This window comes from Bacillus sp. JJ1764, assembly GCF_036962145.1.
Classification (GTDB): Bacteria; Bacillota; Bacilli; order Bacillales; family Cytobacillaceae; genus Neobacillus.
Window position 1 is genome coordinate 1 of sequence record NZ_JBALNY010000003.1, and the last position, 12,818, is coordinate 12,818.

Annotated in this window: 11 protein-coding genes and 2 pseudogenes; 11 read left to right on the forward strand and 2 right to left on the reverse strand. The window is 40.9% G+C overall.

The window, feature by feature from the left end; translation table 11 throughout:
- Positions 1-165: 165 nt before the first annotated feature.
- Positions 166-873 carry a DNA alkylation repair protein gene (locus tag V7083_RS00430; protein WP_335474218.1) on the reverse strand — a complete coding sequence of 236 codons (708 nt, stop codon included), beginning with the start codon at positions 871-873 and terminating at the stop codon, positions 166-168.
- Between the two features lie 135 nt (positions 874-1,008).
- On the opposite strand from V7083_RS00430, the pseudogene V7083_RS00435 reads away from it, so the two are divergent.
- Positions 1,009-2,006, forward strand: a pseudogene (locus tag V7083_RS00435) (cation diffusion facilitator family transporter).
- Between the two features lie 69 nt (positions 2,007-2,075).
- The gene (locus tag V7083_RS00440) at positions 2,076-3,077 is read left to right on the forward strand and encodes a DUF3231 family protein (RefSeq protein WP_335474219.1); all 1,002 of its coding nucleotides are present in this window, start codon (positions 2,076-2,078) and stop codon (positions 3,075-3,077) included.
- A gap of 92 nt (positions 3,078-3,169) precedes the next feature.
- Here the strand turns inward: V7083_RS00440 and V7083_RS00445 are convergent, their stop codons facing one another.
- On the reverse strand, positions 3,170-3,682 hold the full coding sequence (locus tag V7083_RS00445) for an acyl-CoA thioesterase (RefSeq protein ID WP_335474221.1): 513 nt from the start codon (positions 3,680-3,682) through the stop codon (positions 3,170-3,172).
- A gap of 101 nt (positions 3,683-3,783) precedes the next feature.
- Between V7083_RS00445 and nadE the strand changes: the two genes are divergently transcribed.
- The 9 genes and pseudogenes from nadE (at position 3,784) to V7083_RS00490 (ending at position 12,730) form a co-directional block, all read left to right on the forward strand.
- On the forward strand, positions 3,784-4,605 hold the full coding sequence (nadE, locus tag V7083_RS00450) for an ammonia-dependent NAD(+) synthetase (RefSeq protein WP_335474223.1): 822 nt from the start codon (positions 3,784-3,786) through the stop codon (positions 4,603-4,605).
- 220 nt (positions 4,606-4,825) lie between these two features.
- Positions 4,826-5,677: an MASE3 domain-containing protein gene (locus V7083_RS00455; RefSeq protein WP_335474225.1), complete on the forward strand. Its 852-nt coding sequence runs from the start codon at positions 4,826-4,828 to the stop codon at positions 5,675-5,677.
- A 145-nt stretch (positions 5,678-5,822) separates the two neighbouring features.
- Positions 5,823-6,653, forward strand: a complete 831-nt coding sequence (locus V7083_RS00460; protein WP_335474227.1) for an amino acid ABC transporter substrate-binding protein — start codon at positions 5,823-5,825, stop codon at positions 6,651-6,653.
- Positions 6,640-7,326 (forward strand): amino acid ABC transporter permease, encoded by a 687-nt coding sequence (locus V7083_RS00465; RefSeq protein WP_335474228.1) that lies wholly within the window; start codon positions 6,640-6,642, stop codon positions 7,324-7,326. The genes V7083_RS00460 and V7083_RS00465 overlap by 14 nt, the downstream gene beginning before the upstream one ends.
- Positions 7,327-7,341: 15 nt before the next feature.
- Complete coding sequence (locus V7083_RS00470; protein WP_335474230.1) at positions 7,342-8,076, forward strand: amino acid ABC transporter ATP-binding protein; 735 nt, start codon at positions 7,342-7,344, stop codon at positions 8,074-8,076.
- Positions 8,077-8,238: 162 nt separating this feature from the next.
- Positions 8,239-8,778, forward strand: coding sequence for an NfeD family protein (locus V7083_RS00475; protein ID WP_335474232.1), 540 nt, complete (start codon positions 8,239-8,241; stop codon positions 8,776-8,778).
- A 56-nt stretch (positions 8,779-8,834) separates the two neighbouring features.
- Positions 8,835-10,355: pseudogene (locus tag V7083_RS00480) on the forward strand (SPFH domain-containing protein).
- Positions 10,356-10,668: 313 nt separating this feature from the next.
- Positions 10,669-11,379 (forward strand): response regulator transcription factor, encoded by a 711-nt coding sequence (locus V7083_RS00485; RefSeq protein WP_335474235.1) that lies wholly within the window; start codon positions 10,669-10,671, stop codon positions 11,377-11,379.
- Positions 11,357-12,730, forward strand: coding sequence for a HAMP domain-containing sensor histidine kinase (locus tag V7083_RS00490; RefSeq protein WP_335474237.1), 1,374 nt, complete (start codon positions 11,357-11,359; stop codon positions 12,728-12,730). Before V7083_RS00485 ends, V7083_RS00490 begins: the two co-directional genes overlap by 23 nt.
- Positions 12,731-12,818: the final 88 nt, after the last annotated feature.

Consider the following 12,818-nt stretch of genomic DNA (forward strand, 5'->3'; position numbering starts at 1 on the left):
CAAAGCTAATAGAAAAGCTGGTTGAAGTGTCAATCATGAGATATATGAAGGCCAAAGCTGGTAGAAAGGCCGGTTAAATTGTCTTTCTAACTTCTAATGAAAACAAGATCCCATCTATCACAATAAAAGTGTCCTTGAGCCAGACTCTCAAGGACACAATCACCACTAGCAAATGCAAGTCTTCCGTTTTACTCCGATTTTGTCCCGATCCTCGATTTTTTTTATGTAATCAGTAGCTAAAGGGACTTTACAAGCGGTTCGCCCGATATCGACATGGACCTTGCCTATGGCAGAAGCGACTCTTTTTGCCTCCGCGTGCAACTCCATCACATAAGTACCTACACAAATAACAAAGATATTCATCACATAACGGACGCGATTTTTTTCTTCATGGATGGTTGCTTCAACCTGATGCAGTAACTGTTGTATTTCTGCTATATCCAACTGTTCATCAGGCGTTATCGATAAATAGTTTGAGTAGGTGCTCCAACCGGAAACTGCAATCATCTCTTCCTCTGATTTCATCCATTCACGAGCCAACTCCAAGGCAAAAGGGCTTTCAGCAGTCACGCTGGCAACAGTATACTCAGCCAGCATGTACCAGTTAGCCTGTTTGACCCAATTCTGAAGTGTTTCTTTATTCATAAGTTTTGGATTGACAGATAATCCTGCTAAATACATGGCGTCATGATTACCCGTTTCAAATAGAGCAAGTGCTAGTTCTTGATCCTTTTTCACATGCTTTACTAGCTTTTTTAAATCACCGACCTTTACTCCAAATAGCGCTCCCTTTGCGCCATGATTCATAAATGTTTTTCTAGTCTGCTCCGTCCCCAATTCTTCCAGTTTGGTCATGATCTCAATAAGTGTCATATTGTACCTCTTGTCCCTTTTTCCCTATTTTACCATCAGTATCGAGCATTTTTTGAAAAAACAAACTGAAATGAAAACCCCTTTATTAGAAAATATTAAGATTAACTGAATGTTAGTAAGAGATAGGAGGATTAGATGGGCGAATTACTGCAGCTTCTAAAACGAGGAAGTAAATCTGCTATGCTTGCGGCAATCGTGAATACAGTTATAGCGGTTATTAAAGGTGTTGCGTATGTGTTCACAGGGAATGTTGCCATGTTTGCAGTACGATGCACAGCTTGGGTGATGCAGCGAATCAATTTTTTGTATTCGTTGGATCTGCTTTAAGCAAAAAGGCTCCTACTGAAAAGTATCCTAATGGGTTTGGCAGGCTTGTCAATTTGGTCCTTTTAGGTGCAGTGTTAATTGTCGGAATCATGGCCTTTGAAACCATAAAGGAGGGCTATCATCATATTCTTCATCCTACAGGGGGTGGAGGCTTCTACATCAACATCGTGGTATTAGCTATCGCCACGATTCTAGAAATGTTTGTTCTTTATAAAGCGATGAAGGAAGTTCTGCATGAAATCGGTATAGATTTAAGCGGTCCCAGTGTATTTGTAAAGAGTTTTGCCTATTTAGGACGTGCCAAACCTGCAACAAAGCTGGTGTTTATGGAAGACCTGGTCGCAACATTGGGAGGGTTACTGGCAATCCTTGCTGTGGCGATTGCCCATTATACAGGTATTCATCAGCTTGAAGGGATCGTCTCTATGGTAATTGGACTGATGATGCTTTTTGTCGTGGGCAAGGTATTTTTGGAAAATGCAGCTGGGGTGATTGGTCAGGCTGATGAAGAAATGGAGCAAAAAATTGGAACGATGGTGATGGCTGACCCCGATGTAAAGGATATTCAAGGGATTACCGTTATTAAAGAAGGTGAAGATTTGCATGTAGAGCTGGAAATTGAAGTGGATCCGAGAATGACAGTAGCGGCGGCTGACGATATAAAGGATCGACTGGAGGAAAAGATTCTCGCAGAAAATGGTGTTGTCGATGTCACCATCGAAATTGATGAGGAGGATGGGGTCATGTCATGGGGCAAACACATGGAGCAGCCATCTCAAAATAATAGACCTCATGGTAAAGAATAATATTTCGATTAAATTGGAAATCTAATTTTATTAATCAGAAATAGAAGTATTGATGAAGGAGGCATAGGTATGGAAGAGCGCAGCATCAGGTTGTCCAGTTCAGAAATTGGCGGTTTATGGGCCGTTTATCTGCAAGAAAGTATGACGTTGTGCCTGCTGACTTATTTTCTGCATCATAATAAGGATGAGGATGTAAAGGTAATCCTAAACCAAGCATTCAAAATTTCAGACAGGAATATAGACCAAATTTCAAGTATTTTATTCAAAGAAAACATTCCGCTCCCAGAGGGTTTCACTGAGAAGGATCTTGATTTAACTGCGCCGCCATTATTCTATGACCTATTTGGATTGAGCTTTGTGTATGCCATGTCCCGTTTATCCATGATCAATAACAGCTTTATTACTGCAAGCGTTGCACGTAAGGATGTGCTTGAGTTATTTACTAGAATGGTCCTAGATACAACACAATTATATAAGGATTCAACGGCAATGATGCTCGAAAAGGGTTTATATGACAGACCGCCGATGATTCCCTATCCAGATCGTATTGAGTATGTTGAAAAAAAGAGCTATATCAGCGGCTTTGGAAAAAAGCGACCATTGAATGCAGCGGAAATTACGGAAATCTTTTTTAATACAGAACGCAACTATTTCTCGATCCTCCTATGCGTGGGGTTACTCCAGGTTGTGAAGGATAACGAAATTCATAATTATATAGAGGAAGGTAAGAAAATTTCAGAAAAACAGATTACGACTTTTAATGATGCTTTAATGAGGGAGGAATTGTTGGGGAATGTTTCCACGAGTATGGAGGTGACAGAATCAACCCAGTCGCCATTTTCCGACAGACTGGTGGTTACTTTGTTTCATTCATTAAACAGTGTTGATATTACTCTACTTGGCCATGCGTTATCTTTATCGATGCGAACAGACCTGGTGGCAGAATATCAAAAATATATTGCCGAGATTCTCTTATATGCGGCAAAAGGTTTTAAGATTATGGTGGAGCGAGGTTGGATGCAAAAGCCTCCTCATGCTCCTGACCGAAGAGTTTTGCAGAAATTGGACTAGACGAAACGTATCTAGTCCAATTGTTTTTATTGTCAAGCTCCAGCCCCATCGCTCTGCTCTCCACCTAAAGGCAAGCACGGCTCCCGCAATACTTATTCCCATGGCTTTTGCGTTGTAAAATAACTCGCCAAATCTTTACTGCTTTGCCGGTGCAATTTGCGTTTTTCGGCACGTTCCTTCCCTGTTTCAAAAAGTTTCTTTTCCTCCTCAGTTTCAGGAACAATTTTGGGAACTTTAGCGGGTTTCCCATTTTCATCCAAAGCGACAAAAGTTAAAAAGGCAGTAGCGGCAATTTTACGTTCCCCAGTTAATAACTTTTCAGCGATCACCTTGACGAAGACCTCCATGGAAGAAGTTCCGGTCCAGGTGATAAAGGACTCTAGGCAAACTGAATCCTTCGGGGTAATCGGACTGAGAAAATCTACAGAATCAGTTGATGCCGTAACGCACTCTCTCCGGCAGTGCCTTGTTGCGGAGATGGAGGCAATCATATCGATGTCACTCATTAATTTTCCGCCAAACAAGGTGTTATGGTTGTTAACATCATTAGGGAATATTCGGCTCGTTCGAACTACTCTTGATTCATTGCACGTTTTTGCTTCCATTCTTTCAACCTCCAATTTAGTGAAAAAGCATGGATTGTGGTACATTACTATTATCCATGCAATTACCTATAGTGTAACAGAAAATAGGAGGTACTATGATAATGAGCTTACAAGCACAAATCATGAGAGACTTACATGTTTCTCCTGTCGTCCAGCCTAAGGATGAAATCTGCAAACGGGTTGAGTTTTTAAAAAATTACCTGCTAAAAACGAAGGCAAAGGGTTATGTATTAGGGATCAGTGGTGGTCAAGATTCAACATTAGCAGGCCGCTTGGCACAATTAGCTGTAGAAGAGCTACGAAAGGAAGGGACAGATGCTTTATTTATCGCAGTTCGTCTTCCCTACGGTGTGCAGCAGGATGAAGAGGATGCCCAACGTTCATTAGCTTTCATTCGTGCTGATCGAGAAGCAGTTTTTAATATTAAAACTGCGGTAGATGAGGTTGAAACGGAATTTAATTCGTCAGAACAAAGTCAAATGCTAAGTGATTATCAAAAAGGTAATGTTAAAGCACGAATGAGGATGATCGCGCAATACGCGATTGGAGGAATGGAAGGACTTTTGGTTATAGGAACGGATCATGCAGCAGAAGCTGTAACTGGGTTTTTCACGAAATACGGCGACGGAGGAGCTGATATTCTCCCTCTTACCGGGCTTACAAAGCGCCAAGGTAAAGCTTTGCTACAAGAGCTTGGAGCTGATGAACGTCTATATTTGAAGACCCCAACAGCTGATTTACTCGATCAAAAGCCGGGGCAAGCGGATGAGACTGAGCTGGGCATTACATATGATGAATTGGACGATTATTTGGAAGGAAAGCAAGTTTCAGCGGAAGTAGCCGAGAAAGTCGAGAAACGCTACATTGCCACAGAACACAAACGAAAGTTACCTGCCACCATGTTTGATGATTGGTGGAACTAAGATGAAAGGTTGTCAGCCACGCTGGCAGTCTTTTTTTATTCAAAAATTATCCTTTAAATAGTCAAAATCAACAGGGGTATACTGGCAGAACAACTTCTATAATAAGAGTAGGGAAAGAGCACTGTTTAAATATTCACAAATGTTTTGAAATTAGATTCCTTAAACGCGACCTTCCCATCTATAATATTATTCATAAAATCTGATGAAAGGAGGTTGTGGCGTGAAATCAGGCTTAACCGAAGGGAAATTCCTCGTATACTCCACTTTGGCAATCGTTTTTCTCATGAGTATCCATTTATTTCAACAAGAGATTAGTGTCATTTATAATCCGAAAAACTCCGTTGGTTTTCATACTTTGCTGGAGTCTTTTAGCATTTCGATTTCGGCTACGATTTTCTTTTATGGATATAAAAATTTTACGGAAACACACTCAAATCGAATGCTGCTGCTTTCATTTACCTTTTTCCTAGTGGGTACATTGGACTTGCTCCACACCTTAACTTTTAAGGGAATGCCTTATTTTATTACGGAAAGTTCGGTAGCCAAAGCAACGTGGTTTTGGGTGTCGGCACGAGTGCTTCAATCTATGTTGATTCTGTTTCTTTTAGTGGTGAAGGAACGAAAGGTAAAGCGAGATTACCGTTCAGGCGTTCTACTATTGAGTGCGGTGATGACCATCGTCATTGCATCGGTCATCTTTTATTTTGAAGATAAACTGCCATTGCTAGTGGTAGAGGGTGAAGGAACAACCCTTTTAAAAAATAGCTTTGAATACTTTGTCAGTTTCATTCAATTTATTTCTTTAATCGTTGTCCTCTATCAATACTATATTAAAAAATCTGAGGCAAAATTATCGATTGCCCTTGCACTAGTATTACTGCTATTAACGGACTTAATCTTTACGATCTATCAAAGTGTGTTTGACTTTGATAACTTCTCTGGCCATTTGTTTAAGGCCGTGGGATTTTACTTTATTTTAAGGGGGATTTATTTAGTAAAAACACCTGAAGTATCTGATCAGTTAGAAGTAGAGATCCATCAGGAAATCAGGAAAACTGTAAACTTTTTTTAACCTGTCAGTTGCTGACGGGTTTTTATTTTTTACATTAGGGAAAAATAACTTCAACTTACCGGGAGATTTTGCTTTACAGAAATCAAAACTTATACTATGATAATGAAATCCAAGTAAATTAATCAGAATTAGGGGTGTTTAGAGGATGAAGAAATTATCAGTTATTTTTGCCTTGTTACTAAGCTTTATGGTAGTTTTATCAGCCTGTGGGCAAAATGATAATAAAACGACTGACACTAAAAAGTCAGATAATAAGCAAACTGCTTCAAGTGAAGATGTTTTAAAGAAAGTAAAAGCTGACGGCAAGTTGACAATTGGTACAGAAGGTACATATTCTCCGTTCAGTTACCATGATGATAAAGGGAAATTAACCGGTTTTGACGTGGAACTTGCAAAAGAGATCGCGAAACGTTTAGGAGTAAAAGCAGATTTCAAAGAAACACAATGGGATGCCATGTTTGCTGGGCTTGATGCCAAGCGCTTTGACATGATTGCCAATCAGGTAGGAATTCGTCCTGACCGTCAGGAAAAATATGATTTCTCTGATCCGTATATCACTTCAACGGCTGTCTTAATCACAGCGAAGGATAACAATAAAGTAAAATCTTTTGAAGATATTAAAGGTTTGAATGCTGCTCAATCATTGACAAGTAATTATGGTGATATGGCGAAGAAATACGGCGCCAATCTTGTCGGAGTAGAAGGCTTCCAGCAAGCCGTTGAATTACTGGCACAAAAACGAGTAGATGTACACATCAATGACAACATTGCTTTTTTAGATTATACAAAACATAAGCCAGATGCACCGATTAAAATTGTGGCTACTTCAGATGATGCTTCACAAAGCGGTTTTATGTTCAGAAAAAATAGCAACACTCTTGTAGATGCTGTTAATAAAGCATTAAAGGATATGATTGCTGACGGTACCTACACAAAAATCTCTGAGAAATGGTTTGGTAAAGATGTACTTAAATAGTGTCTTTCTTGACCCTAAAAAATTAGAAATTGCCAAGAACTCCCTCCAGCCTTTGCTGGAGGGTGCTATTATGAATACGATTCCGTTAACCATTATTTCGTTTATTTTTGGAATCATTCTTGCCGTTTTGACAGCATTAGCACGAATTTCTTCTATTAAAATTCTTCAAATCATTGCCAGAGTCTATGTTTCCGCAATTCGCGGAACACCATTATTAGTGCAATTATTTATCATTTTTTATGGACTCCCGAACATCGGAATTATTCTTGATCCGTTTATTTCTGCTGTCATTGGCTTCTCGCTAAGTGTTGGTGCTTATGGCTCTGAAATTATTCGTGCTGCGATCATTTCAATTCCTAAAGGTCAATGGGAGGCAGGTTATTCCATTGGGATGACCTATTCACAAACATTACGAAGAATTATCCTGCCGCAAGCTACAAAAGTATCGATTCCGCCCTTATCTAATTCATTTATCAGTCTTGTCAAAGATACTTCGCTTGCATCCGTCGTACTGGTTACAGAGATGTTCCGAAGGGCTCAGGAAATTACCGCGGCGAACTATGAATTCTTATTGGTGTATACGGAAGCTGCCCTCATCTATTGGGTCATTTGCTTTTTCCTTTCCATTATTCAAGGATTCTTGGAAAAGAGACTGGACCGTTATGCGTCTTAATGAAGGAGTTTTACCATGATTTCAATTAAAGGTTTATATAAGCAATTCGGTCAATTAGAAGTGTTAAAAGGGATTGACCTCACCGTGGAAAAAGGGAAAGTAGTCGTCGTGATTGGACCTTCTGGATCCGGGAAAACCACAATGCTTCGCTGTTTAAATGTGCTAGAGACACCGACGAAAGGTGTCCTTTCCATTGATGGTCAGGACCTTGATTTTTCAAAGACTGTTTCCAAAAAAAATATTGCTTCCTTCCGCCGTTTAACCGGAATGGTGTTTCAAAACTATAATCTATTTCCCCATAAAACCGCACTGGAAAACGTCATGGAAGGCCCGGTTATTGTGAAAGGGGAAAGTAAGGAATCCGCTCGGAAAAAATCAAAGGCTCTGCTAGAAAAAGTTGGTTTAGGCGACAAAAAGGAATTTTACCCTGCTCAGTTATCCGGAGGCCAACAGCAGCGAGTAGGAATAGCCCGTGCTTTAGCGATGGATCCAGAGGTTATGCTGTTTGATGAACCGACATCTGCACTTGATCCTGAACTGGTCGGGGAAGTTTTAAAAGTCATGAAGGATCTGGCCCAAGAGGGAATGACAATGATTGTTGTCACACATGAAATGCGATTCGCTAGGGAAGCCGCAGATGAAGTTATTTTCATGGATGGCGGTGTGGTTGTCGAACGAAACAAACCAGAAGAAATCTTCACGAATCCTAAAGAAGAACGAACCCGAAAGTTTTTGAATATGATTCAATAAGGTGCTGCAGCGTAAAGGCTGTGGCATTTTTTTTATGGATCCCACCAAAATTCGACTGTTCGGTGGTAAAATATCCATATAACTGAAATTTTTTAAAGTGAAACTTTACCATTTTTCATTCGTATTACCATACATACACCAATCGGGGAAGGATGGATGAGGATGGAGCCATTTGGTATACCTTTAGCAACGATTTACCTATATGGACTAATTATTTCCGGGGTGTTAACGGTCATTTATGTCCTGTTTGCGGATGTATTTCATTTTAGCGGTGGTGATGGGCTGCACTTTTTAAATCCAGTGTTGGTCTTTGCCTTTGTCACGATTCTTTCTGCAAGCGGTTATTTGTTTGAACGGCTATCTGACTTAAACTATGGGCTGATTTTTGGAATATCAGCCGTACTTAGCTTTATAGTTGTTACGTTATTAAATGTATTTGTTTTGGTGCCGTTGTCTTCTGCAGAGGAATCTTTGGTTTATAAAGAATCCGATTTAAGAGGGCGAATTGGCGCGGTGATTACGGCAATACCTGCCGATGGCTTTGGTGAAGTCATGATTGACAGTGCCAGCGGCCGAATTGCCAAACCAGCTCGTAGTTTCGATGGCGACCAAATTCCAAATGGAGCTGAAGTACTCGTTGTCCAAGTTAAGAATGGTGTCTTCGAGGTAACTGTTCATCGAGAATTAGAAAGCTATCTTTAATCACATGGTGTTTCATTTTTAAGTTTTATAGATAGATATAGGAGGTATTTTAGCTGATGGAATTTGGATTTGTATGGATCGTAGTGGGAATTGTTGTCCTGATTATCCTAGCGTTAATTGGTGTCTTTATTACCAAATATAAAACGGCTGGGCCGGACGAGGCGCTAATTGTAACGGGTAGTTTTTTAGGAAATAGAAATGTACATGTAGATGAAGCTGGAAATAAAATTAAAATTATTCGCGGTGGCGGTAGTTTTATTTTACCGGTATTCCAACAGGCAAAGCCACTTAGTCTATTATCAAGTAAACTGGAAGTAACTACACCAGAAGTGTATACCGAGCAGGGTGTACCGGTAATGGCTGATGGAGTATCGATTATTAAAATTGGCGGTTCGATTAGTGAAATTGCCACTGCGGCTGAACAGTACCTTGGTAAGCCAAAAGAAGAACGAGAAAATGAGGCACGAGAAGTACTAGAAGGTCATTAGCGTTCGATTCTCGGCTCGATGACAGTAGAAGAAATCTATAAAAATCGTGATAAATTCTCCCAAGAAGTCCAGCGTGTGGCATCACAGGATTTGGCAAAAATGGGGTTAGTAATTGTATCGTTCACGATTAAAGACGTTCGTGACAAAAACGGCTACTTGGATGCCCTCGGTAAACCGCGAATTGCCCAAGTGAAGCGGGACGCCGATATTGCTACAGCCGATGCTGAAAAGGAAACAAGGATTAAAAAGGCGGAAGCTGCTAAAGAAGCAAAGCGTTCTGAATTGGAGCGCGCAACTGAAATTGCCGAGGCAGAAAAAGTCAATCAATTGAAAATTGCAGAGTTCCGTCGCGAGCAAGATATTGCCAAGGCCCGCGCCGATATGGCTTATGATTTGGAAAGTGCAAAGGCAAAGCAAGATGTTACCGAACAAGAAATGCAAGTTAAGATCATCGAGAGACAAAAACAAATCGAATTGGAAGAAAAAGAAATTCTCCGCCGTGAAAAGCAATATGATTCTGAAGTAAAGAAGAAAGCAGACGCAGACCGTTACTCAGTTGAACAGCAGGCTGCTGCGGAAAAAGCTAAGCAAATGGCTGAAGCGGAAGCCAATAAATACCGGATCGAAGCAATGGCAAAAGCGGAGGCAGAACGCGTGCGCATCGATGGTCTTGCCAAAGCGGAAGCCCAAAAGGCACAAGGTCTCTCCGAAGCCGAAGTTATCCGGATGAAAGGTTTGGCAGAAGCAGAAGCGAAGGAAAAAATCGCCGAAGCCTTCGAACAATTTGGTCAGGCTGCGATTCTCGATATGGTTGTCAAAATGCTTCCAGAATATGCGAAGCAAGTGGCTGCACCACTTTCCAATATTGATAAAATCACCGTTGTCGATACTGGCGGTGGCTCCGGAGAAAACGGCGGAGCCAACAAAATCACCAGCTATGCCACTAATTTGATGGCCAGCCTTCAAGAAACCTTGAAAGCATCAAGCGGCATTGACGTAAAAGAACTCATTGAGAACTATTCAGGCAAATCCAATGTGAAAAGAAGCATTGAACAACTGACAGAAGAAGTAATAAAGAAAGAAGTATAATCATCAAAGAAAAATCCTTATCGCATATGGTAAGGATTTTTCTTTTGCAAAAAAAATGGTGCTCCGATATCGGGGCACCTGTTCATTTAATAAGAGAGGTTATTTGGGATGAGTAAGATGGCTGCTGGCCATAAACTGCATCAAAGAGGCGAAACAGAAGTCATTTGGGGATCCTAACGTTTCGTCTCTCCCAACTACACCTTTATCATAGTGAAAAAGATTGAAGATGTTATGAAGAAGTTATGGTGAATTTGTGAAGTTATAAAAATCACAGACCATCCATGCTATAGTAGGATTATGGGGAGTGGTTTACATGAAAATACTTCTAGTTGACGATGAACGTAGAATTATAGAAGTTCTCGAAGCTTATTTGGTAAGAGAAGGCTATGAAATTCACAGTGCAGATAATGGAATCGACGCCTTAAAAAAAGTGAAAACAATCAACCCTGATTTAATTATACTAGACCTTATGCTGCCAGACATTTCCGGTGAAGAAGTATGCCGTTTGGTCAGAAAAGAGTCAGATGTTCCGATCTTCATGTTAACAGCAAAATCTGCTGAAGACGACCGGATTAATGGAATTGTTATGGGCGCGGATGACTATTTAACAAAACCATTCAGCCCGCGTGAAGTAGTTGTTCGAGTACAAGCCATTTTACGACGAGTCAAGAAAACAGAGAAGGTAGAACGACTCGAATTCAACAACCAAAAGTTAGCAATCGATCTAGAGAAAAAAGCCGTCATGGTAAAAGGCCAAGAAATTACTCTTACTCCCATCGAGTATAAGCTGTTAACCAATATGGCAATGAACCCCGGCCGCGTATACAGCCGAATGGATTTACTTGAAAAAATCCAGGATGAAGGCATGTACTATGAAGGCTATGAACGAAGTGTCGATACCCATATTAAAAACCTCCGAAAAAAAATCGAGCTCGATTCCCGCCAACCTGAGTTTATCATGACCGTATTTGGAATGGGCTACAAATTTGGAGGGGTAATCGATGCTGCAAACCCTGCGGTCTAAAATCCTGTTTTATCTAATCCTGATCTCGATGATCGGGATCTTTATTGTTAGCTTTTTTATCCAGTATGGTTTTGAAGAAAGCTTTAACAGTTATTTAGACCGAAATCGTGAAAAAAAGGTCGATCGAGTCATCACGGAAATTGAAAAGGATTATCGCGCAAATGGTCACTTCACCAGGGACCCAGTATACGCAATGCTCCATGAGAACGCCATGAGTGACCAGCTCTATTTTCAGCTCTATGACCGTTATGGGCAGCTTCAGATGGATTCCTCCAACATTCGTAGCATGTTAAACAGTTTAGGTCTGGCTGAACCTGAGCCGGATGGTGAGGAGTGGCACTCGAAAAAGTACACGCTCAAAGTTGATGGTGCTGTTATTGGGCAGCTTGTTGCTATTTATCCTGTAGGCCTCATTGATGATGAGTACAAATTTATACAGACTATTCAGCTATACATTTATGCCGCCGTTTGTTTGACAATTATATTGGCCATTATTTTTAGCATGCTTTTTTCGAAAAAATTAACCTCCGGGCTGAAAAAGGTATCATTTGCCGCCAATGAATTGCAGCAGCATAACCTAAATATAAGAATTCCGTTAAGGGGATTGCCAGAGGAAGTCAAGCAGTTGGCGATTTCTTTTAATAACCTTGCCGAATCATTGTCGAAGGAAGAAATGCTTCGGAAACAGTTTACCGGAGACTTGGCACATGAACTGCGCACGCCGCTTGCCACCTTAAGAAGTCAAATCGAGGCTTTCCAGGACGGTATATGGGAGCCAACTCCACAAAGACTCCAGGTATGCCATGAAGAGCTCATGCGGTTGGTTCGATTTGTTAATGAAATGGAAAAATTACTTGCCGCCGAAAATCCACAAATCAAGCTTGAAAAAATCGAAGTGGAAGCCGGGAGTGTATTGGCTGCCCTTTGGGAAATGTTTTTGCCATTGTTCAAAGAAAAGGGTGTTGAGCTTCATATTGTGGAGCCTGACCAGGAGGAATTATTTAAAGCGGATAAGGATCGCCTCATGCAAATTTTATCCAACGTGTTAAATAACGCCCTGAAATATACGCCTGAAGGAAGAAATGTTACGATTTCAGTGACCACAGAAATGGATGGCTATGTTGGATTCAGCATACAAGACGAAGGCTCCGGCATGGCCGAAAATGATATCCCTCATATTTTCGAACGCTTCTACCGCGGCGACAAATCCCGCGATCGGAAGACCGGCGGCATTGGCATCGGCCTTTCAATCGTCAAGGCGCTAATGGATGCCCATAAAGGGATGATCAACGTTAAAAGCCGTATAAATAATGGAACCAGCATTACTTTGTGGTTTCCGAAAGAAGACTAATTTTGAGCCGCTGCATGGGTGCAGCGGCTTTGATTTTGATGGATGCTATTGTCCCAAAAAGGTCAGCCCCAGTAAAAAGGGAAGATAG

What these genes read in the sequence shown, in the direction of transcription:
- V7083_RS00430 (WP_335474218.1), bottom strand. Translation starts at nt 873, where the DNA reads ATGACACTTATTGAGATCATGACCAAACTGGAAGAATTGGGGACGGAG.
- V7083_RS00440 (WP_335474219.1), top strand. Translation starts at nt 2,076, where the DNA reads ATGGAAGAGCGCAGCATCAGGTTGTCCAGTTCAGAAATTGGCGGTTTA.
- V7083_RS00445 (WP_335474221.1), bottom strand. Translation starts at nt 3,682, where the DNA reads ATGGAAGCAAAAACGTGCAATGAATCAAGAGTAGTTCGAACGAGCCGA.
- nadE (WP_335474223.1), top strand. Translation starts at nt 3,784, where the DNA reads ATGAGCTTACAAGCACAAATCATGAGAGACTTACATGTTTCTCCTGTC.
- V7083_RS00460 (WP_335474227.1), top strand. Translation starts at nt 5,823, where the DNA reads ATGAAGAAATTATCAGTTATTTTTGCCTTGTTACTAAGCTTTATGGTA.
- V7083_RS00465 (WP_335474228.1), top strand. Translation starts at nt 6,640, where the DNA reads ATGTACTTAAATAGTGTCTTTCTTGACCCTAAAAAATTAGAAATTGCC.
- V7083_RS00470 (WP_335474230.1), top strand. Translation starts at nt 7,342, where the DNA reads ATGATTTCAATTAAAGGTTTATATAAGCAATTCGGTCAATTAGAAGTG.
- V7083_RS00475 (WP_335474232.1), top strand. Translation starts at nt 8,239, where the DNA reads ATGGAGCCATTTGGTATACCTTTAGCAACGATTTACCTATATGGACTA.
- V7083_RS00485 (WP_335474235.1), top strand. Translation starts at nt 10,669, where the DNA reads ATGAAAATACTTCTAGTTGACGATGAACGTAGAATTATAGAAGTTCTC.
- V7083_RS00490 (WP_335474237.1), top strand. Translation starts at nt 11,357, where the DNA reads ATGCTGCAAACCCTGCGGTCTAAAATCCTGTTTTATCTAATCCTGATC.